The 20,508-nt window shown below is 70.1% G+C and carries 22 protein-coding genes and 1 pseudogene; 14 read left to right on the forward strand and 9 right to left on the reverse strand.

What is annotated here, in order from left to right; all coding sequences use genetic code 11:
* The first annotated feature begins 96 nt into the window (after positions 1–96).
* A complete protein-coding gene (locus tag OHA61_RS24200) occupies positions 97–738 on the forward strand; it encodes a helix-turn-helix domain-containing protein (protein ID WP_324991041.1) in 642 nt (213 codons plus the stop codon).
* A gap of 130 nt (positions 739–868) precedes the next feature.
* Positions 869–1,657, forward strand: a complete 789-nt coding sequence (locus OHA61_RS24205) for a S16 family serine protease (protein ID WP_406304788.1) — start codon at positions 869–871, stop codon at positions 1,655–1,657.
* Here the strand turns inward: OHA61_RS24205 and OHA61_RS24210 are convergent.
* The 4 genes from OHA61_RS24210 to OHA61_RS24225 all read right to left on the reverse strand — a co-directional run bounded on the left by OHA61_RS24210 (position 1,596) and on the right by OHA61_RS24225 (position 4,294).
* Positions 1,596–2,900, reverse strand: coding sequence for an MFS transporter (locus OHA61_RS24210; protein ID WP_406304789.1), 1,305 nt, complete (start codon positions 2,898–2,900; stop codon positions 1,596–1,598). The genes OHA61_RS24205 and OHA61_RS24210 overlap by 62 nt on opposite strands.
* Positions 2,897–3,079: a hypothetical protein gene (locus tag OHA61_RS24215; protein ID WP_406304790.1), complete on the reverse strand. Its 183-nt coding sequence runs from the start codon at positions 3,077–3,079 to the stop codon at positions 2,897–2,899. Before OHA61_RS24215 ends, OHA61_RS24210 begins: the two co-directional genes overlap by 4 nt.
* A 70-nt stretch (positions 3,080–3,149) precedes the next feature.
* On the reverse strand, positions 3,150–3,734 hold the full coding sequence (locus OHA61_RS24220) for an ArsR/SmtB family transcription factor (protein WP_406304791.1): 585 nt from the start codon (positions 3,732–3,734) through the stop codon (positions 3,150–3,152).
* An 83-nt stretch (positions 3,735–3,817) separates the two neighbouring features.
* Positions 3,818–4,294 (reverse strand): Lrp/AsnC family transcriptional regulator, encoded by a 477-nt coding sequence (locus OHA61_RS24225; protein ID WP_406304792.1) that lies wholly within the window; start codon positions 4,292–4,294, stop codon positions 3,818–3,820.
* Between the two features lie 121 nt (positions 4,295–4,415).
* On the opposite strand from OHA61_RS24225, the gene hppD reads away from it, so the two are divergent.
* The 4 genes from hppD to nthA all read left to right on the forward strand — a co-directional run bounded on the left by hppD (position 4,416) and on the right by nthA (position 6,858).
* On the forward strand, positions 4,416–5,561 hold the full coding sequence (hppD, locus tag OHA61_RS24230) for a 4-hydroxyphenylpyruvate dioxygenase (RefSeq protein WP_406304793.1): 1,146 nt from the start codon (positions 4,416–4,418) through the stop codon (positions 5,559–5,561).
* A 145-nt stretch (positions 5,562–5,706) separates the two neighbouring features.
* Complete coding sequence (locus OHA61_RS24235) at positions 5,707–5,988, forward strand: hypothetical protein (RefSeq protein ID WP_323136019.1); 282 nt, start codon at positions 5,707–5,709, stop codon at positions 5,986–5,988.
* The gene (locus tag OHA61_RS24240; protein WP_406304794.1) at positions 5,981–6,274 is read left to right on the forward strand and encodes an SH3-like domain-containing protein; all 294 of its coding nucleotides are present in this window, start codon (positions 5,981–5,983) and stop codon (positions 6,272–6,274) included. Before OHA61_RS24235 ends, OHA61_RS24240 begins: the two co-directional genes overlap by 8 nt.
* Positions 6,271–6,858: a nitrile hydratase subunit alpha gene (gene nthA / locus OHA61_RS24245; protein WP_406304795.1), complete on the forward strand. Its 588-nt coding sequence runs from the start codon at positions 6,271–6,273 to the stop codon at positions 6,856–6,858. Before OHA61_RS24240 ends, nthA begins: the two co-directional genes overlap by 4 nt.
* Before the next feature lie 21 nt (positions 6,859–6,879).
* Here the strand turns inward: nthA and OHA61_RS24250 are convergent, their stop codons facing one another.
* Positions 6,880–8,451, reverse strand: a complete 1,572-nt coding sequence (locus OHA61_RS24250; protein WP_406304796.1) for a hypothetical protein — start codon at positions 8,449–8,451, stop codon at positions 6,880–6,882.
* Positions 8,452–8,560: 109 nt separating this feature from the next.
* Here OHA61_RS24250 and OHA61_RS24255 point away from each other — a divergent pair, with 109 nt between their 5' ends.
* Positions 8,561–9,928, forward strand: coding sequence for an FAD-binding oxidoreductase (locus OHA61_RS24255; protein ID WP_406304797.1), 1,368 nt, complete (start codon positions 8,561–8,563; stop codon positions 9,926–9,928).
* Between the two features lie 130 nt (positions 9,929–10,058).
* A complete protein-coding gene (locus OHA61_RS24260) occupies positions 10,059–10,439 on the forward strand; it encodes a VOC family protein (RefSeq protein ID WP_266476006.1) in 381 nt (126 codons plus the stop codon).
* Here OHA61_RS24260 and OHA61_RS24265 read toward each other — a convergent pair.
* A complete protein-coding gene (locus OHA61_RS24265; RefSeq protein WP_406304798.1) occupies positions 10,436–10,912 on the reverse strand; it encodes an SsgA family sporulation/cell division regulator in 477 nt (158 codons plus the stop codon). The two genes, OHA61_RS24260 and OHA61_RS24265, sit on opposite strands and share 4 nt — an antisense overlap.
* A gap of 219 nt (positions 10,913–11,131) precedes the next feature.
* Here OHA61_RS24265 and OHA61_RS24270 point away from each other — a divergent pair, with 219 nt between their 5' ends.
* Positions 11,132–12,673: an RDD family protein gene (locus tag OHA61_RS24270; RefSeq protein ID WP_406304799.1), complete on the forward strand. Its 1,542-nt coding sequence runs from the start codon at positions 11,132–11,134 to the stop codon at positions 12,671–12,673.
* Positions 12,674–12,748: 75 nt separating this feature from the next.
* Positions 12,749–13,450 carry an RDD family protein gene (locus tag OHA61_RS24275; protein WP_406304800.1) on the forward strand — a complete coding sequence of 234 codons (702 nt, stop codon included), beginning with the start codon at positions 12,749–12,751 and terminating at the stop codon, positions 13,448–13,450.
* On the opposite strand, the gene OHA61_RS24280 is transcribed toward OHA61_RS24275, so the two are convergent.
* Positions 13,436–13,774 carry a hypothetical protein gene (locus OHA61_RS24280; protein WP_406304801.1) on the reverse strand — a complete coding sequence of 113 codons (339 nt, stop codon included), beginning with the start codon at positions 13,772–13,774 and terminating at the stop codon, positions 13,436–13,438. The two genes, OHA61_RS24275 and OHA61_RS24280, sit on opposite strands and share 15 nt — an antisense overlap.
* Before the next feature lie 371 nt (positions 13,775–14,145).
* Here OHA61_RS24280 and OHA61_RS24285 point away from each other — a divergent pair, with 371 nt between their 5' ends.
* Positions 14,146–16,566: an immune inhibitor A domain-containing protein gene (locus OHA61_RS24285; RefSeq protein ID WP_406304802.1), complete on the forward strand. Its 2,421-nt coding sequence runs from the start codon at positions 14,146–14,148 to the stop codon at positions 16,564–16,566.
* A 124-nt stretch (positions 16,567–16,690) separates the two neighbouring features.
* Positions 16,691–16,987: pseudogene (locus OHA61_RS24290) on the forward strand (hypothetical protein); the annotation flags it as partial.
* Positions 16,988–17,398: 411 nt separating this feature from the next.
* Here the strand turns inward: OHA61_RS24290 and OHA61_RS24295 are convergent.
* Positions 17,399–17,983 carry an isochorismatase family protein gene (locus OHA61_RS24295; protein ID WP_406304803.1) on the reverse strand — a complete coding sequence of 195 codons (585 nt, stop codon included), beginning with the start codon at positions 17,981–17,983 and terminating at the stop codon, positions 17,399–17,401.
* Between the two features lie 96 nt (positions 17,984–18,079).
* Positions 18,080–19,408 carry a nicotinate phosphoribosyltransferase gene (locus OHA61_RS24300; RefSeq protein ID WP_406304804.1) on the reverse strand — a complete coding sequence of 443 codons (1,329 nt, stop codon included), beginning with the start codon at positions 19,406–19,408 and terminating at the stop codon, positions 18,080–18,082.
* An 80-nt stretch (positions 19,409–19,488) separates the two neighbouring features.
* On the opposite strand from OHA61_RS24300, the gene clpS reads away from it, so the two are divergent.
* Entirely contained in the window at positions 19,489–19,803 is a 315-nt protein-coding gene (gene clpS / locus OHA61_RS24305) for an ATP-dependent Clp protease adapter ClpS (RefSeq protein WP_266476014.1), read from the forward strand.
* Positions 19,803–20,396 carry a DUF2017 domain-containing protein gene (locus OHA61_RS24310; RefSeq protein WP_406304805.1) on the forward strand — a complete coding sequence of 198 codons (594 nt, stop codon included), beginning with the start codon at positions 19,803–19,805 and terminating at the stop codon, positions 20,394–20,396. The genes clpS and OHA61_RS24310 overlap by 1 nt, the downstream gene beginning before the upstream one ends.
* The last annotated feature ends 112 nt before the right edge of the window (positions 20,397–20,508 follow it).

The following is a 20,508-nucleotide window of genomic DNA, read 5'->3' on the forward strand; positions in this document are numbered from 1 at the left end:
AGGGCCTGCCGGCGGCCTCGGGGTGCGTCGCCGATGGGACCGGTGTCGCTGCTTCCTTCGAGGACCGCCGTCACTCACTCCGAAGGAGAGGGCGTCGTGACCGCGGAGACTTCCCAGACGCTCGACCGGGGACTGCGTGTCCTCAAGCTGCTCGCCGACACCGACCACGGGCTGACCGTCACCGAGTTGTCCACCAAACTCGGCGTCAACCGAACCGTCGTCTACCGTCTGCTCGCCACCCTCGAGCAGCACGCCCTCGTCCGCCGTGACCTGGGCGGCCGCGCCCGGGTGGGCCTCGGCGTGCTGCGCCTGGGCCGTCAGGTGCACCCGCTGGTGCGGGAGGCCGCGATGCCCGCGCTGCGCTCGCTCGCGGAGGACATAGGGGCCACGGCACATCTCACCCTCGTCGACGGCGCGGAGGCCCTCGCGGTCGCCGTCGTGGAGCCGACGTGGACGGACTATCACGTGGCCTACCGGGCCGGCTTCCGGCACCCGCTGGACCGGGGCGCGGCGGGCAAGGCGATCCTGCAGGCGCGCCAGAACAAGGGGAACGAGCCCGGATACACGCTCACCCACGGCGAACTCGAGGCGGGCGCGAGCGGTGCGGCCGCGGCGCTGGTCGGGGTGACGGGGATAGAGGGGAGCGTCGGCGTGGTGATGCTCGCGGACTCGGTCCCGGAGAGGGTGGGCCCGAGGGTGGTCGACGCGGCGAGGGAAGTGGCGGACGCGCTGCGCTGACGGGTTCCCGGGAGGGGTGCCGGTGCGGTTCGGGGTGGGGGAGTAACCAGCCCGTGCCCGGAACCTCGGGCAAGCGCCCCCGCACCCCTGACCCCGCAGGCCCGCCCCGGCGTCCCGATACATTGACCCCGTGCTCTCCAGCCTCACGCGCCCCCGCGCCCTCGCCCTCTGCGCCGTCCCCATCGTCGCGCTCTTCGCCGTCGTCGGGCTCGCGCCGTTGCCGTACGCCGTGGCGCAGCCCGGTTCGACCGCCGATGTGCTGGGCGACGTCAAGGGCGCCCCGGTCATCACCATCTCCGGTGCCCCGACCCGTACGCCCAAGGGCGAGCTGCGGATGACGACCATCGTCGCGACCGGGCCGTCCGCGGACGTCGATCTCGGGGATGTGGTCGACGCCTGGTTCAGGACGGACCGCGCGGTGCTGCCCCGTGACTCCGTCTATCCGCGGGGCAAGTCGGACGAGGAGGTCGCCGAGCACAACCTGAAGGACATGGAGAAGTCCCAGGACGTCGCGACCACCGCCGCGCTCTCGTTTCTCGGCGAGGATCCGGCGAAGGTCAAGGTCACCCTTCATCTCGCCGATGTCGGCGGGCCGAGCGCCGGACTGCTGTTCTCGCTCGGGATCGTCGACAAGCTCGACGGCGACGGCGGGGGCGGCGATCTCACGGGGGGACGGACCGTCGCGGGGACGGGGACGATCAGCCCCAGCGGCGAGGTCGGGGCGGTCGGGGGTGTCTCGCTGAAGACCCAGGCCGCCAAGCGGGACGGCGCGAGCGTCTTCCTCGTGCCCAAGGGGGAGTGCTCCGACGCGCAGGCGGAGCTCCCCAAGGGGCTGCGGCTGATCCCCGTCACGACCCTCAAGGGCGCGGTGGAGTCGCTTCGGGCGCTGGAGAAGGGCGGGAAGGTTCCGAGCTGCTGACCGCGGCTGCGGCGGGCGCGTCCATCTCGCGCCAGCTCGGGAACACCGCCGGTGCCAGCGTCGCCAGGAAGTACACACCGCCGATCGTCAGCAACGCGGCTGCCAGTCCTGCCTGTTCGACGAGCCAGCCCGCGGCCAGTCCGCCGAGCGGGGTGGTCAGCAGGACACCCGAGGCTGTCACGCCCGCGACCCGGCTGCGCAGTTCGTCGGGAATCCGCTCGTAGATCACCGTGGTGAGGATCGGGTTGAGCAACCCGGCCCCGAGACCGCCGACGGCCATCGTCGCGGCGAGCGGCACTGTTCCGTCGACCAGCGCGGCCACGATGAACCGCGGCAGTCCGCACAGCAGGAACGCCCCGGTGAACAGGACCCGCCGCGGGAAGCGGTGCCCGATCGCGCCGTACAGGAGAGCGCCGAGCAGCGCGCAGCCCGCGAAGACGGCGACCAGCAGTCCCAGATGGCGTGCCCCGCCCAGATTCTCCCGGGCGTGTACGGGCAGCAGGACCGAACTCCAGCCCTGGTCAAGGCCGTTGGTGAGCATGACCATCGTCGTGATCGCCAGCAGCAGCCGGGTGCGCAGCAGGAAGGCGTATCCCTCGCGTAGCTCGCTCCGGTACGCCGCCAGGGAGACGGGCTTCGCGCCCCGTCGGGGATCGGCCGCGCCGAGTGCCCGTATGCCTGCGAAGATCAGCAGCGCGGAGCCGCAGAAGGTCGCCGCGTCCAGGAGCAGGACCGCCTCCGCGCCGGTCACTGCGATCAGTACGCCCGCGAGCGCCGCCCCGGCCATGCGGGCGCCGCGCGAGACCGCGTCGAAGAGGCTCGCAGCCCGGGAGAGGTCGGTGCCCGCCGCCTTCGCGAGATCGGGGATGAGCACATAGCGCGCGGTCTCGCCGGGCGCGTGGAAGAGGCCGGTCACGGCCATCAGCGCGCACAGCATCCAGAATTCGAGCGCCCCGGTGTAGTGCAGCAGCGGGATCGCGCCGATGGCGAGGGCGCAGATCAGGTCGGAGGCGATGCTGACCCGGCGGCGCCCGATGCGGTCGATGACGGGGCCGCCGGCGATCGCGGAGACGACGACCGGCAGGGTCGCGCAGAAGGCGACCAGGCCCGCCTTGGCGGGGCTGCCCGTGGTCTCCAAGGCGAACCACGGGACGCCGACGAGGGTGAGTGAATTCCCGGTGATCGATACGGTGTTGGCCGCCAGCACGCTCGCCAGCGGCCCCCTTCCCCCCTGGTCCTTCATGCGATACGTGCTTGTCGGCGCGCCGGCGGTTTCATGAGCCACAGCCCCAACTCGACGAGCACCAGGCCGAGTTGTGTACGGATCGGGGCACGGCGGGGGCGCAGGGCGACCTCGGCGGACTCGCGCCGCAGCTCGGCCGCGCGTATGGAGTGCAGCTGGAGATGTACGTCGGGATGCATGGCGGTGTCCTCTCGATCGGTCGAGCAGTCGGTCGAGCAGTCGGTTGAGTCGGTCGGCGGGCTCGGCGAGTCAGTCGGTCGAGCGCGGGAAGGAGTGCAGATGCATCCGGACCTGGGCGGCGTCCTCGGCCTCGGGGCCGGGTGCCAGCTCCGTGTAGCTCTCGATGAGGTCGTGGACCTTCGCGTTCAGTTCGAAGGCCTGCGCGGGCGTCAGTCGCAGGGTGAAGTCACTGAGCTCGGAGCTGCGGCGCCAGGCCTCGGGCCAGTCGTGCGCCGTGCCGAGCCAGGTGCCGACCTCCTCGGTGTGGTGGGTCGCGATCTCGTGCATCAGGAGATCGGCGGCCCCGCGCACCGCGGGATCGGGGTTGTCGAACAGGGAGTATTCGATGGTGATGCCCCCATCCGCGGCCTTCCACCAGCGCTCCCGGCCCTTGCCGCGCTCCGGGTCGTCCGCGACGAAGCCGTGCGCGGCGAGCTGGCGCAGGTGGTAGCTGGTCGCGCCGCTCGATTCGCCGAGCTTCTCGGCCAGCTGCGAGGCGGTGGCGGGCCCGTCGTGCCTCAGCGTGCTCAGCAGGCGCATACGCAGCGGATGAGCGAGGCCGCGCAGGGAGCGCGGGTCGAGGCGGCGGTATTTGCGGTCTTCGGACTCGGCCATGATGCAAAGATAGCTTTGCAGAGGAGTTGTTGCAACGGTTTCTTTGCAAGCATCTCTTTGTAAGAGTCTCGCGCCGTGTCGCCTCAGACGGCTTCGTCCTCCGCGGCCTGCTCCACCAGCGGGATGATCCGCAAGGGCACGGGGTTCTCCATGACGATCGCCGTGGAGGCCCGGACGATGCCGTCGAAACCGACCACCCGGTCGATCACCCGCTGAAGATCGGCATTGGAGCGTGCGACGAGGCGGCACAGCATGTCGCCGTGACCGGTGGTGGTGTGCAGCTCCAGCACTTCCGGTACGCCGCTCAAATGCGCTCGTACGTCCGCCCCTTGTCCCTGTTTGATCTCCAGTGTCGCGAAGGCCGTGACGGGATAGCCGAGCGCGGCCGGATCGACGTCGGGGCCGAAGCCGCGGATGACCCCGTTGGACTGAAGGCGGTCAAGCCGTGCCTGTACGGTGCCGCGGGCGACCCCGAGCCGGCGGGATGCCTCAAGCACTCCGATACGCGGCTCACGCGCCAGCAGGACGATGAGCCGGCCGTCCAGATGATCGATCGCCATGGCGTCTCCCGAATGGTCATCCTGTACAGATAGCCCCTCCATCGTGCTCCTGCGCTATGCAGATTGCCCAGAGGAAACACAAACTATTGCGCACCTTGTGGATCGGGTGGAGCCTGCCGTTATGACTGAGACCATCGATCACAACCCGCACACCGCGCGTGAGGCCGACCCCTTCCCGGTGAAGGGAATGGACGCGGTCGTCTTCGCCGTGGGCAATGCCAAGCAGGCGGCGCACTACTACTCCACGGCCTTCGGCATGAAGCTCGTCGCGTACTCCGGACCGGAGAACGGCAGTCGCGAGACGGCGAGTTACGTCCTGGAGAACGGCGGCGCCCGCTTCGTCCTCACCTCCGTCATCAAGCAGTCCACGGACTGGGGCCGCTTCCTCGCCGACCATGTCGCCGAGCACGGCGACGGCGTCGTCGACCTGGCCATCGAGGTGCCGGACGCGCGCGCCGCGTACGCGTACGCGACCGAGCACGGCGCCCGCGGGATCACCGAGCCCTACGAGCTCAAGGACGAGCACGGCACCGTGGTCCTCGCCTCGATCGCCACGTACGGCAAGACCCGTCACACGCTGGTCGACCGCTCCGGCTACGACGGCCCCTACCTGCCGGGCTTCGTGGCCGCCGACCCGATCGTCGAGCCGCCCGCGAAGCGCACCTTCCAGGCCATCGACCACTGCGTGGGCAATGTCGAGCTCGGCAAGATGAACGAGTGGGTGGCGTTCTACAACAAGGTCATGGGCTTCACCAACATGAAGGAGTTCGTGGGCGACGACATCGCCACCGAGTACTCCGCCCTGATGTCGAAGGTCGTCGCCGACGGCACGCTGAAGGTGAAGTTCCCGATCAACGAGCCCGCGATCGCGAAGAAGAAGTCGCAGATCGACGAGTACCTGGAGTTCTACGGCGGGGCCGGCGTCCAGCACATCGCGCTCGCCACGAACGACATCGTCGCGACCGTACGGTCCATGCGGGCGGCGGGAGTCAAGTTCCTGGACACCCCCGACTCGTACTACGACACGCTCGGCGAGTGGGCGGGCGACACGCGCGTGCCCGTCGAGACGCTGCGCGAGCTGAAGATCCTCGTCGACCGTGACGAGGACGGCTATCTGCTGCAGATCTTCACCAAGCCGGTCCAGGACCGGCCGACGGTCTTCTTCGAGATGATCGAGCGGCACGGGTCGATGGGCTTCGGCAAGGGCAACTTCAAGGCGCTCTTCGAAGCGATCGAGCGCGAGCAGGAGAAGCGGGGCAACCTCTGACCGGGGCTCCGCCCCGGACCCGCTCCTCAAACGCCGGACGGGCTGATTGTTGAGCCCGTCCGGCGTTTGAGGACATGCGGCCGAAGGTCGCACACAAGCCCCCCGCAGGCGCGCCGTGATCCGCAGACAGCCCTACGCTGGACGCATGGCCAGGATGAATGACGTCGGCGGCATGCAGGGCTTCGGGCCCATCGACACCACCGACGACACCGAGCCCTTCCACGCCGACTGGGAAGCCAGGGTCTTCGCCCTGAACCGCGCCCTCATCGCCGGCAAGGTCTTCAATCTCGACGAGTTCCGCGACGCCATCGAGTCGATGCCGCCCGCCGAATACCTGGCGGCCTCGTACTACGAGCGCTGGTTCCACGCCATCGTCAGCCTGCTGGAGCGCAAGGGCGTCATCGCGGCGGGTGAGCTCGATGACTGACGCGACCGCCACCGACCGCTTCGCGCCGGGCGCCCTGGTGCGGACCGTCCACCACGACCCGCCGCACCACACCCGGCTGCCCCGGTACGCCCGCGGCAAGCACGGCACCGTCGTCGAGCCCGAGGGCCGTACGCCACTTCCCGACATCCGTTCCCAGGGGCGCGACGACGCCCCCGTCGAGCAGGTCTACGCCGTGCGCTTCGCGGCCCGAGATCTGTGGGGCGACGGCGACCACCATGTCGTACTCGATCTGTCCGAGAGCTACTTGGAGGACGACCAGCCGTGACCGGAACCCACGCGGACGCCCTGATCTCCCGCCGCGTACGCCGTCTCGAAACGCTCCTGGAGGAGCGCGGCATCGTCGCGGGCGCGGGGCTCGACGAAGCCCTCGACGCCTTTCTGAGCAGCGCGTCCCCGGCGAACGGGGCCAGGGTGACTGCCCGGGCCTGGACCGACCCCGCCTTCCGCGACCGTCTCCTCGCCGACGGCACCGCGGCCGTCGCCGAACTCGGCCTGACGGCCGGGGGAGTGCAGCCGCAGCGCCTGCGCGTCGTCGAGAACACCGAGCACACGCACAACGTCATCGTCTGCACGCTCTGCTCCTGCTACCCCATCCGGCTCCTCGGACCGTCCCCGAGCTGGTACAAGAGCGAGGCCTACCGCTCGCGCGTGGTGCGCGAACCGCGCGCGGTACTGGAGGAGTTCGGGCTGCATCTGCCGCCCGACACGGAGATCACGGTGTGGGACTCGACATCGGAGACCCGGTACATGGTGCTGCCGCGCCGCCCGGAGAACACCGAGTCGCTGACCGAGGCGGAACTCGCGGCGCTGGTGTCGCGCAACGCGCTGATCGGCACCGCGGCGATCTGACGAGGGCCGTACGGCAGCCGGTCACTCCACGGCACCTGTACTGGCACTGGCACTGGTACCGGCCCGCGACCGTTCCGGTCTCGGCGAAAGCGTCGCCGTTGGCGTTGGCGAGGGCGCCGTCGTCGGCGGCCCCACCTCGACCTCCGTCCCCGCGTCCGTCTCCGTCTCAGGCCCCACCTCAGTCTCCGCCTCCGTCGGTGCCTCCCCTTCCAGGCCCGTCACCTCCTGCGGCCCGCCCGGCGGCGGCTCCCCGAGCGCCTCCAGAGCCTCCCGCGCCGCCGGGGCCAGCAGCGGCGAGAAGTACGGGTTGGTCCGCAGCGCCTCGGCCAGATGCCTGCGGGCCGGGCCGTCCTGCTTGAGCGCGCGCTCGATCTCGCCGCGGTGGTAGGTGAACAGCGCGCTGCGCAGCCCCTGCTCCGACGCCCTCCTCGCGTACGGCAGCGCCTCCCCCGGCCTGCCCGCCCGGTACAGCGCCCAGCCCAGCGCGTCCGCCGTGTACACGTTCAGGTGGCCCCGCGCCCATTCGGCCTTCAGCCGGCGCACGGCCGTCTCCGGGTCGCCGTGGTCCGCCTCGAAGAGGCCGAGTGCGACCTCGTCGACCACGTCGTCCGCCCCCGCCCGCGCCGCGGTCGTCCGCAGCTGCTCGTACTGCGTGGCCGCGTCCCCGTCGAGCCCTCGCGACTGGTACAACTCGCCCGCCGCCAGGGCGTATTCGGGCCGCTCGACCCTGTCCAGGGCCGCCTGGTAGTCGCGCAAGGCCTCGTCCGTACGCCCCAGCGCGCCCAGCGCCCGCGCCCGCGACGCCAGCGACGGGTCGTGGTCCGGAGCCAGCCGCAGCGCCGCGTCGTACTCCTTCAGCGCCTCCGCGGGCTCGCCCCACTCCCACGCCAGGTCGCCCAGCCGCTGCCGCGCGGCTGCCTTCTCCTGGGGCGCCTGGGCGCTGCCCACCGCGTCGTACGCCGCCGCTGCCGCGTCCTCGCGCCAGCCGCGTTCCCGGTAGACACCGGCCGCCCGGCTCAGCGTCTGGGCACCTGGGTGCAGCTCCGTGAGCTTGTCCATCGCCTTGCTCATGGCCTTGTAGTCGCCGAGCCCGCTGTACGCGTCGATCAGCGCCGGATACGCCGTCCACCGCTGCGGCTGCTGCTTCATCGCGCTCTCGCCCAGCGTGCGGGCCCGGGCGTAGTCGTGCCGGGCATTGGCCAGCGCCGCGAGTCCCACCACCGCGTTCACATTGCCCTTCTCGCCCGGCAGCAGCTCCAGCGAGCGCCGCAGCGCGCTCTCCGCCTTTTGGTAGTACCCCGCTTGTGCCAGCCGGGAGCCCCGCTCCACATACGCCGACCCGAGCACCGCCCACGACTCCTCGTCCCGGGGGTGGGCCCGTACCCATTGCTCCCGGTCGTCGATGAGCGCCGTCAGATCGACGAGCGCCGCGGGGGCGCCGGCGCCCGCCGCGGCCAGCGCCCGCTCGGCCGCTCCCGGCTCGCGCCGCGCACCTTCCTCGCCCCACCCCGGCGCGAGCGTGATCACCCCGAAGACCAGCGTCGCGCCGATCAGCGTGCTGATCGCGGCGTTCTTCACGAGTTCGCTCTTCATGGGGCTCACTGTGCGACAGCGCGCAGCCAATACGAAGAACGCGACCGGTCCTGCGAGCCGGATCGCAGACGGGTTCACACCGATGGCCCCCGGTGCGAGGCTGGGTCCCATGGACGATCTTCTCGACCGGCTGCGCTCCGGTCTGCCCGCCGAGGCCCTCATCACCGACCCCGACATCACGGCCTCGTACGCGAACGACATGGCGAGCTTCTGCGAGGCGGGCAGCCCGGCCGTCGTCGTGCTGCCACGCACCGTCGAGCAGGTCCAGCACGTCATGCGCACCGCGACCGCGCTGCGCGTTCCCGTCGTCCCGCAGGGCGCCCGTACCGGCCTGTCGGGTGCCGCGAACGCCTCCGACGGCTGCATCGTGCTGTCCCTGACCAAGATGGACCGGATCCTGGAGATCAGCCCGGTCGACCGGATCGCCGTCGTCGAGCCGGGTGTCGTCAACGCCGTCCTGTCCCGGGCGGTGAACGAGCACGGCCTGTACTACCCGCCGGACCCCTCCAGCTGGGAGATGTGCACCATCGGCGGGAACATCGGCACCGCCTCCGGCGGCCTGTGCTGCGTCAAGTACGGAGTGACCGCGGAGTACGTACTGGGCCTGGAGGTCGTCCTCGCCGACGGGCGGCTGCTCAGCACCGGCCGCCGTACCGCCAAGGGCGTGGCCGGATACGACCTGACCAGGCTGTTCGTCGGCTCCGAAGGCAGCCTCGGCATCGTTGTCAAAGCAGTCCTCGCGCTGCGCCCGCAGCCGCCCGCGCAGCTGGTGCTCGCCGCCGAGTTCGACTCCGCGGCCGCCGCCTGCGAAGCCGTCTGCGCGATCATGGAGCGCGGCCACACCCCCTCGCTGCTCGAGCTCATGGACCGTACGACCGTCCGGGCCGTCAACGCCATGGCGAACATGGGCCTGCCCGACAGGACCGAGGCGCTGCTGCTGGCCGCCTTCGACACCCCGGACCCGGCCGCCGACCTGGCCGCCGTCGGGGAGTTGTGCAGCGCTGCGGGCGCCACCGAGGTCGTCCCGGCCGACACCGTCGCCGAGTCCGAACTCCTCCTGCAGGCACGGAGGTTGTCGCTCACCGCTCTGGAGACCGTCAAGTCGGCGACGATGATCGACGACGTCTGTGTGCCGCGCTCGCAGCTGGGCGCGATGATCGAGGGCACGGCCGCGATCGCCGACAAGTACGACCTCACCATCGGCGTCTGCGCGCACGCGGGCGACGGCAACACCCACCCCGTCGTCTGCTTCGACCACGCCGATCCGGACGAGTCCCGGCGCGCCCGCGAGTCCTTCGACGAGATCATGGCACTCGGCCTGGAACTGGGCGGCACCATCACCGGCGAACACGGCGTCGGCGTACTCAAGAAGGAGTGGCTGGCGCGCGAACTGGGCCCGGTGGGAGTGGAGATGCAGCGCGGCATCAAGCACACCTTCGACCCGCTGGGCATCCTCAATCCGGGCAAGATCTTCTGAGGCTTCGGACGCAGGACCAATGCCCGATGGAACGGACATGGCTGCCCGCCTAGCGTGAAGAGAGGGAAGAAGACGAGTCGGACGAAGAGTCCGATGAAGAGTCCGATGAGAGTCCGACGAAGGAGGAGCCGTGCCGGCACGCCTCGACCACACCATCGTCCACAGCCGCGACCGCTTCGCAGGGGCCCGCTTTCTCGCCGAGCTCATCGGAGAACCCGAACCCAAGCCCTTCGGCCCCTTCGCGAGCCTGCCGCTGGCGGGCGGCGTCACGCTCGACTATCTCGACGAACGGGACACGATCGTCCCCCAGCACCTCGCCTTCCTGGTCTCGGAGGAGGAGTTCGACGAGATCTTCGCCCGGATAACCGAGCGCGAACTCCCTTACTGGGCCGACCCGATGCACGACAGGCCCCAGCGGATCAACCACAACTTCGGAGGCCGTGGGGTCTACATCGACGACCCCGACGGTCACTCGCTCGAGTTCATCACCCACACCTACGTCATCGACTAGACCTCGCCGCCCTGGGACTCGTCCGACGGCCGCCGGCCGTGGAGCCACAGATCGTCGGCCGGGGTGGGCGCGAGCAGCTCGGCGAGGCCGTCGTCTATCCCGAGCTGCTCGGACTCAGAGCCCGGAGGGACCACCCGCAAGGTCCGCTCCAGCCAGGCGGAGACCACGGCGGCCGGCGCCTCCAGGAGCGCGTCGCCGTCGGGGGAGCTGAGGGCCATCAGCACCACGCTGCGGCCGTCGACCTTGGTCGGCCAGATCCGGACGTCGCCCTCGCCGCAGGGCCTGAACACCCCCTCGACCAGCAGTTCACGGGCGAAGTTCCAGTTGACGGGGTTGTCGGAGCCGATGTGAAAGGTGATGTGCACGGCGTACGGATCGTCGGTGCGGTAGGTCAGCCGGGCCGGGACGGGGACGCTGAGTTCCGGCGACAGCACGAGATTGATTTCCAGGTCGCGTTCCACCACGGTGTGCATAGGAGTGCTCTTCCCTTCCTGTACGAGGCCTTGTTGGCGGGCCTTGCATGGAGAGAGCACGTACCCCGGCAGCTATGACGCGACTTTCGGGAACAACTTTCTCTGATCGCAAAGTGACCGGAAAGTGGTCCATACGGCAGGACCGGCCCGGGGGCGGGCAAGGTCTGATAGATGTGGACCCTTGAATTGAGGCTCTCGAGGAGATACGGGACCACGGTGATGAGCGCCCCAACCCCGGCCACCGGCGACGGCAGCCCCGCGCCCGGCTACTACCCCGATCCGTCCATCCCCGGATATGTCCGGTACTGGAACGGAGCGGCGTGGGTGCCCGGTACGAGCCGGCCCGCGCCGAAGACGGGCGAGGCGATGCCCACGGCACCCGGCCCGGCTTCGTCCGGTGAACCCCCGGCGCCCCAGGCACATGCCCCCGCACCGGCCCGGCTGGAGGAGACCGGTCCGGTCTTCTTCGACGAGGTGCCGAACGACGAACCCTCGCGACCGGAACCGGCCACCGCGTGGCAGGCCGACACGGCACGCCAGACCGGCTTCGGAGGCGACCGCGACAACCGGGTCTCCTGGGGCGGCGCCCCCGGCAGCCCCGGCACCCAGGACCCGCGCACTGCGGCCGACCCGGGCACGCCCGGCGCCGGCGGCGCGTCCGCCGACCCGCGCCGTTCCGCTGCCTCGGGGGCTTCGGCCGATCCGACAGGTGGCGCCCTGCCCGGCGTACGCTCCCTCGGCCCGGCATCCGGCGGTGAACCTCCAGTCGACGGCACCGTCGCGATCCGCGCGCTGCGCGCCGGCCAGGGTTCGCCCGCCGGTGCGAATGCGGCCACCGCGGACCCGGGTGATTCCGCACGCCGCAGCCAGCAGGGGCCGCAGCCGCCGGCCGACGGCACGGTCACCATCCGCGCCCTGCGGGCAGGCGGCAACCAGGCCGCCTCAGAGGCCGAAGGGCTGTCCGTGCGGTCCATGACCCCGGGCGCGGCATCGGCCCCGACCGCGCCCGCTCAGCCCCAGCCGCAGACTCCGGCCCAGCGCATGCCGCAGCCCCAGGCGCCGGCCCAGCCGCAACAGCCGCAGACCCCCCAGCCACAGGTGCCCGCGCAGAGCCAGCCGCCCATGACCGACGGACCCGGCGGCGGCTCGGCCTCCTGGGCGCAGCAGGTCCATCAGCTCGCCCGGGCGGGCGACGGGACCGGTGAGGCCGAGCAGCCGGTCGTGCCGTGGAAGCCGCCGGTCAACGACCCCTTCCTGCAGGCGGCCCAGGCTCAGGCCGCGGCCCGTCCCGCGGGGCTCGGCAGGCGGTTCGCCGCCCGGCTGATCGACACCCTGCTGCTCCTCGCGCTGGTGGGCGCGGTCTCCGCGCCCTTCGTGTCCCAGGCGCTCACTCATATCGACGAGAAGATCGAGGCGGCCAAGCAGTCGGGCGAGACGGTCACCGTCTGGCTCGTCGACGGCACCGTCGCGGGGCGGCTCGGCATCGTCCTCGCCGCGCTCCTGGTCCTCGGTGTGCTGTACGAGGCGCTGCCGACGGCCAGGTGGGGCCGCACCCTCGGCAAGAAGCTGTGCGGCATCAGGGTCTGGGACATCGAGTCCCACGAGCCGCCGTCCTTCGGGGCCGCGCTGCGCCGCTGGCTGGTGTACGGCGTGCTCGGCGTGATCGCCGTCGGAGTGCTCAATGTGCTGTGGTGTCTGTTCGACCGTCCGTGGCGGCAGTGCTGGCACGACAAGGCGGCCCACACCTTTGTGACTGGCTGACAGCTCCAGGACCAGGTTCCCCCGAACGGCGCGCGAGCCGTTGCGGGGGCACTCCCGGCGCGGTGCACTGCCCCCATGAGCAACGACCAGCCGCCGCCCGATCAGCCGCCCGAGGACGATCCGTTCCGCAAGAAGCCACCGCAGACTCCGCCGCCCTCGGCGGGTGGTCCTCAGGAGCCCTCGCCTCCGCAGGGACCGCCGCCGCCGGGCTCTCCGTACGACGGGGGCGGCGGTCAGCCCCCTCCCTACGATCCGGGGGCTTACGGCGGGGCGTACGGCGGAGCGGACCCGCTCGCCGGGATGCCGCCGCTCGCGGACTTCGGCAAGCGGTTCATCGCCCGGGTCATCGACGTGCTGATCATCTTCGTACCGCTGCTCGTGCTCTCGCTGGTCTTCGGCGGCTGGGACTTCTCGAACGACAACAGCGACGGCTGGGACGAGTTCACCGACGAGATGAACTCCGGCAGGCAGTGGCTCTGGTCGTTGATCTCCCTGGTGGCATACGTCGGTTACGACACGGTGATGACCAGCAGGAGGAACGGGCAGACCATCGGCAAGTCCGTGATGAACCTCCGCGTGGCGATGCTCAACGACGGAAGCGTGCCCGACGCGTCCTCCTCGCTGATGCGCGCCGTGGTGCTCTGGGTGCCCGCGCTGGTCTGCTGCTTCTGTCTCTGGTGGATCGTCATCATCCTGACGATCCTGACCGACAAGCCGTACAAACAAGGTTTGCACGACAAGGCGGGCAAGACAGTGGTCGTCTCAGCGGCGCAGTGAGTGCTCGCCGACCCTTGCCTCGGCCCCCACGCGTGCGCGGGGCACGGGCACCCGGGTGGTGAGGCCGTCGGCGGCGGCCGACGCGGTGGTGCCGGAGGTGGCGGCGCGGCTCGTACGGACCGTGTGGACCGCCTTCACCCTCCTCGCTCCTGCCCTGCCCATCGGCAGGGCGCATGCGACCAGCAGGCCGAGCGCCATCGAGCCGACGCCTATGGCGGCGACGCCCATGACCGCGCTGGGCCGGGTGAGCAGCAGCAAGGCGAGGGTCGAGAAGACGACGGTGGCCGAACCGTAGGCAAGCTGTGCGGCAGTCGGACGCGGCATGACAGTATCCGTCCTCGGGACATGGTCAGGGGGTGTCTCTCAACGCGGTCGCACTGTCAAGTGACTCTACGACGGTGGATGCCCGGGAGGAACCAGCGGTAAGCGTGACCTAACCCACGGTGCCGGTGCATCGGGGGCGCACGGAGTCATCGACTGGCGAAGTGTTCAATCCTATGCGCCTGTTGTCCCATATGCCGGACGTCCGGATACCGGAACTGCGCTCCTGCATAGTGCAGTTGGCCTGTGCAAGTCAAGGTCTGTCTTTTCTCCGGCAACTCCGGTCGAATGTCGTCACTTGTGACGCGCACACCGCGCGCGGACGACCCCACATCCGGTCCGCTGCGACGGGGCGCGGGGGAGGACAACATCAAGTGACCATCAAGCGACGGACGATCAGAGCGTCCGCGGTGCTCGTGGCTCTGGCCGCGACTGCCGCGTCGGCCTCGGCGTTCAGTAGCGCCCAGGCCGACGACAAGCGGCCGTCGGGTCCTGCGGGGATCGAGCGCCATGACCCGGCGCCGCGCCAGGGCCAGATCGAGCACGACCTCGAGGGTCCGTTCAGCAAGCAGCAGGACCAGCAGCGCGAAGCCGCTCTGGAGCAGGTCATATCCGGCGACGCGACCGTGCAGCAGCGCGGCGCGTCCAAGGTCGTGAAGCTCGGCGACAAGAAGTACGTCGAGCTCGGCCGGGAGCGGACGGACAAGATCTTCACGATCCTGGTGGAGTTCGGCGACAAGGTCGACGACACCACGATGTTCGACCCGGACGGCCCGGACGGGCCCAAGCCCCCCGTGAAGAAGTACGGCGGCACTCCGGGCCCGCTGCACAACAAGATCGCCCAGCCGGACCGCAAGGTCGACAACTCCACGGCCTGGCAGGCGGACTACAACCAGCAGCACTTCCAGGACCTGTACTTCGGCACCGGCAAGGACAAGAACGGGCAGCCGAAGCACTCCCTGAAGACCTACTACGAGAAGACCTCGTCGGGCCGCTACTCGGTCGACGGCGAGGTCGCCGACTGGGTCAAGGTCGACTACAACGAGGGTCGTTACGGCTCCAACTACTGCGGCAGCACCAACTGCTCCAACGTCTGGGACACGGTCAAGGACGGCGTCACCGCCTGGGCCGCGGACCAGAAGGCCAAGGGCCGTACGGACGAGCAGATCAAGGCGGACCTGTCCAAGTACGACCTCTGGGACCGCTACGACTTCGACGGCGACGGCAACTTCAACGAGCCCGACGGCTACATCGACCACTTCCAGATCGTCCACGCGGGCGAGGACGAGTCGGCGGGCGGCGGAGCCGAGGGCACCAACGCCCTGTGGGCGCACCGCTGGTACGCGTACGGCACCGACGCCGGCAAGACCGGCCCGGCGAACAACAAGGCCGGCGGCACCCAGATCGGCACGTCCGGCATCTGGGTCGGCGACTACACGATGCAGCCCGAGAACGGCGGCCTCGGTGTCTTCGCCCACGAGTACGGTCACGACCTCGGTCTGCCCGACCACTACGACACCTCGGGCGGCGGCGCCGAGAACTCCACCGGCTACTGGACGCTGATGTCCGGCGGTTCCTGGCTCGGCACCGGCAAGGACTCCATCGGCGACCTGCCGGGCGACATGAACGCCTGGGACAAGCTGCAGCTGGGCTGGCTCAACTACGCCAAGGCCAAGGCGGCGACGAAGTCCACCCACACGCTGGGTGTGGCGGAGTACAACACCAAGAAGCCGCAGGCGCTTGTCGTCGAGCTTCCGAAGAAGCCCGTCACCACGACTGTCGTGAAGCCCGCCGAGGGCTCCAAGCAGTGGTGGAGCGACATGGGTGACAACCTCAAGAACACCCTGACCCGCTCGGTCGACCTCACCGGCAAGTCCAAGGCGTCCCTGGAGCTCTCGGGCTGGTGGGACATCGAGGCCGACTACGACTACCTCTACGCAGAGGTGTCGACGGACGGCGGCGCCAACTGGACGCCGGTGGACGGCACGGCCGACGGCAAGCCGATCACCCGCGACTCGTCCGACAAGCCGGCGCTGACCGGTGCTTCGGGCGCGTACAAGAAGCTGGCGTACTCGCTGGACGCCTACGCGGGCAAGAAGTTCGACGTCCGATTCCGCTACCAGACCGACGGCGGCGCGGGCGGCAAGGGCTTCGCGGCCGACGCGCTGAGCGTGGTGGCCGACGGCACGCCGCTGTTCACCGACAACGCCGAGGGCGACGACGCGGGCTGGACCGCGAAGGGCTTCTCGCGCATCGGTGAGTCCTTCACCAAGGAGTACGAGCAGTACTACCTGGCCGAGAACCGTCAGTACGTGTCGTACGACAAGACCCTCAAGGTCGGTCCGTACAACTTCGGCTTCAAGGCTCCGAAGGACTCCTGGGTCGAGCACTACCCGTACCAGAACGGCCTGACGATCTGGCTCTGGGACACCTCCCAGAAGGACAACAACACCAGCCAGCACCCGGGCCAGGGTCTGGTCCTGCCGGTGGACGCGCACCCGAAGGCCATGAAGTGGGCGGACGGCACGCTGATGCGGAACAGGATCCAGTCGTTCGACTCGCCCTTCAGCATGTGGCCGACCGACGGCTTCACGCTGCACAAGGCGGACGTCGCGCTGAGGGTCAAGCCGCAGGCCGGCAACCCGGTCTTCGACGACCGCAAGGGTGTCTACTGGTTCGCCGAGAACCCGACGGCGGGTGTCAAGGTCACTGACACCAACACCAAGATCTCGATCCTGCGCGAGCCGCTGAACGGCCAGACGATCACGGTCAGGGTTGGTCCTTCGACCCGGTAATTTCGTGTAACCACAGGTCAGAGCATGATCGGCCGTCGCCCTCTAGCGGGCGGCGGCCGATCGTGTTTAGGTGCGTCCTACGAGGTTCCTATTGACACGGCATCTAACGGGGGAGTGGTCCAGCGTGCCCGGCGGAGGTTTCAGCAAGCTGCCGAACGGCAGTGTGGTGGTCGCGCTCAGCCTGCCCAGTCCGACGGGCGACGGCAGCACGGTCCGCTTTCTCGTCCATGCGGTGAACCGCGCCAGGGCGCTGACACGGCTGCGGAATCTGGGCCTGCGGGCGGTGTATCTGCGGGGGAACGCGGAACCGCCGACGCCCGACGAGATCACGGCGGTGCTGCACCACCCGGACGGCCTGTTGTGGCGGACGACGCCGGCGGACCACCGGGAGCTCTGGCACCCCATACGGGCGCTACTGCGCCCGAGGAGCTGGGGCGCCGCCACTCCGGCTCCGAAAGCCCCTGACCCCGCGCCCCAGGCGCTGCCGAGGCTGACGCTGCCGCAGCCGGAGCCGGGCCGCCGCCCGGAGCCCCGGGCGCCCATTGCCGGGAGCGCGTGAGGGGCGCGGTACGCCTGCGGCGGGCCTGTTCCCCACCCCGCCCCTTCCCGAACTGGGGCTCCGCCCCAGCCCCCCGACGGGGCTTCGCCCCGGACCCCGTATGCGACCTTCGGCCGCATGTCCTCAAACGCCGGACGGGCTGAATATGCGGCCCTGCCGCACAATCCAGCCTCGCCGGCGTTTGAGGCGCGGGGGTTCGGGGGCGGAGCCCCCGCACGGGGTCTGGGGCGGAGCCCCAGTTCAGGGAAGGGGCGGGGTGGGGAACACCCCCGGTCACACCACCGGCTTCCCGGACAGTTCCACGCCCGCCGCCCGCAGCTCCTCCAGCGCCCTGTCCGTCGTCGCCTCCGCGACCCCCGCCGTCAGGTCCAGCAGCACATGCGTCGTGAAGCCCTCCCGGACCGCGTCCAGCGCCGTCGCCCGTACGCAGTGGTCCGTCGCGATGCCGACCACATCGACCTCGCTGACCTCCCGTGCCCGCAGCCACTGCGCCAGCGTCGTGCCGTTCTCGTCCGTGCCCTCGAAGCCGCTGTACGCCGCCGTGTACGCCCCCTTGTCGAAGACCGTGTCGATCGCGCCCGAGGCGACCGCCGGAGCGAAGTTCGGGTGGAAGCCCACCCCTTCCGTCCCGGCGACGCAGTGCGGCGGCCAGGTGCGCACATAGTCCGGGTGGTCGGAGAAGTGGTCGCCCGGCTCGATGTGGTGGTCGCGGGTGGCCACGACATGGCGGTAGCCCGGCTGGGCCTGACCGACCAGATCAGTGATCGCGGCAGCGACATCGGCACCCCCCGCCACCGCGAGGCTGCCGCCTGCGCAGAAGTCGTTCTGAACGTCCACGACGATCAAGGCGCGGTGCATGACGGGTGTCCTTCGATGGGGTGGGACGGGAAGGTACGGGAAGGTACTGAGCCTAGAGACTCGGTCGGCCCGGCGGGAGAGGGCTTCACGGGGTGTTCAGACGTACTCCGTGGGCAGGACCGGTTCTCCCCTGGACAGCTGCATCGCGGACAACGGCAGCCCCGCCCGTACCGCGATGTGCCGCTCGCGTGCCGCGTCCAGCGGCTCGCGGGCCACGACGGCGCCCCCCTTGACCAGCTCGACCAGCAGCTGCTGATCCATGAGCTCGGAGGGCACCTCGCCGGTGCCGAGCACCTCGGCCTCGGGGACGCCTTCCGCGTCCAGGCGCCGCGCGGCCCACTTGCGGCCGCCGACGGACAGCTTGCCGCCCAGGGACTTCTTCGCCACCGGCTCCAGCGGTGCCTTCGCATCGGCCGAATGGGCACGGGCGACGAGCTTGTAGACCATCGAGCAGGTGGGGTGCCCGCTGCCGGTGACCAGCTGCGTTCCCACGCCGTACGCGTCCACGGGCGCGGCGGCCAGTGAGGCGATGGCGTACTCGTCCAGGTCGGAGGTGACCACGATCTTGGTGTTGACGGCGCCGAGCTCGTCCAGCTGCGCCCGCACCCGGTGCGCGACCAGCAGCAGGTCCCCGGAGTCGATGCGTACGGCCCCGAGCTCGGGTCCCGCGATGTCCACGGCGGTGCGGACGGCCTCGGCCACGTCGTAGGTGTCGACCAGCAGCGTGGTGCCCCGGCCGAGTGAGGCGACCTGCGCCCGGAAGGCGTCGCGCTCGCTGTCGTGGAGCAGGGTGAAGGCGTGCGCGCTGGTGCCGACCGTCGGAATGGCGTAGCGGAAGCCCGCCGCCAGGTCGGAGGTGGAGTTGAAGCCGCCGACGTAGGCGGCCCGGGACGATGCGACCGCGGCGAGCTCGTGCGTACGCCGTGCGCCCATCTCGATCAGCCTGCGCCCGCCTGCGGCCACCGACATCCTCGACGCCGCGGCCGCGATGGCCGAGTCGTGGTTGAGGATCGAGAGGATCACGGTCTCCAGCAGTACGCACTCGGCGAAGGAGCCCTCGACCCGCAGGATCGGCGAGCCCGGGAAGTAGACCTCGCCCTCCGGGTAGCCCCAGATGTCGCCGCCGAAGCGGTACGAGGCGAGCCAGCGCAGCGTCGGCTCGTCGACGATCTTCTGTTCGCGCAGAAAGCGCAGCACGCCCGCGTCGAAGCGGAAGTTCTCGACGGCGTCGAGGACCCGTCCGGTGCCCGCGACGACGCCGTAGCGGCGGCCTTCGGGCAGTCGGCGGGTGAACACTTCGAAGACGGAGCGGCGGTCGGCCGTGCCCGCTTTGAGGGCCGCCTGAAGCATCGTGAGCTCGTACTGGTCGGTGAAGAGCGCTGTCGACGGCACGTCCACCGGCAGCCCAAGGTCCGCAGGGTTCATACGGCGGATGCTACCGCACATCTCGTCAGAGTGACGAGATGTGGGAGTCGTTTGTGCGATGCGCCCTCCCGGGTGGCAGCATGGACCAGGTGAGTGTTGCTCCCACAGAGATCGAACGCCCTGAGTCGGCGGAAGAGTCCTTCGTCGTACCCGAGCCCGACGTGCCGTGGGTGACGCTCGTGCACAACGACCCGGTGAACCTGATGAGCTACGTCACCTACGTCTTCCAGGCCTACTTCGGCTACTCCAAGGACAAGGCGCACAAGCTGATGCTCGACGTCCATCACAAGGGACGCGCCGTCGTCTCCAGCGGCAGCCGCGAAGAAATGGAGCGCGACGTGCAGGCCATGCACGGTTACGGCCTGTGGGCGACCCTCTCCCAGGACCGCGGCTGATGGCATCACACTTCGAGCCCATCCCCGGCGGTGGCGCCGCCGTCGCGCTCGACGAGGTCGAGATCTCCATCCTGCGCTCGCTGGCCGTACAGCTCCTCGAGCTGATCGGGCCCGGTGACGAGCCGGTCGAGGGCGAGGACCCGCTGGCCGCCCTCTTCTCCGAGGGACCGAGCGAGCCGCCCACCGACCCGGCGCTGGCCCGCCTCTTCCCGGAGGCGTACGCCGGACCCGACGCCGACGAGCAGGACGAGGAACTGCGCTCGCTCTCCGCGGAGTTCAGGCGTTTCACCGAGAACGACCTGCGCTCCCGCAAGCGCGACGACGCCCTCACGGTCGTGCGCACCCTCGACTCGCTGACCGCCGCCGGCGACGGCGGCGCCGTCCTGAAGCTGACGGCGGACGACTGTCAGCACTGGCTCGGCGCCCTCAATGACCTGCGCCTGACCATCGGCACCAGGCTCGAAGTGAGCGACGAGGACGAGAACGGCGAGCTGTACCGGCTGCCGGACACCGACCCTCGCAAGCCGATGGTGATGGCGTATCTCTGGCTCGGCGCGCTCCAGGAGACCCTCGTCGAAACGTTGCTGCCCTGACGCTCCGAGGTCCCGCGCCGTTCGCTCAACGGACACTCAAATCCGGATAACGATCCCGTCACCGCATCGGCATGCTTTGCCGCGGCGAGGGAGTTATGTCCGCTTCTTTCTG

The organism is Streptomyces sp. NBC_00885 (genome assembly GCF_045207475.1).
In the GTDB taxonomy this organism is placed as follows: domain Bacteria; phylum Actinomycetota; class Actinomycetes; order Streptomycetales; family Streptomycetaceae; genus Streptomyces.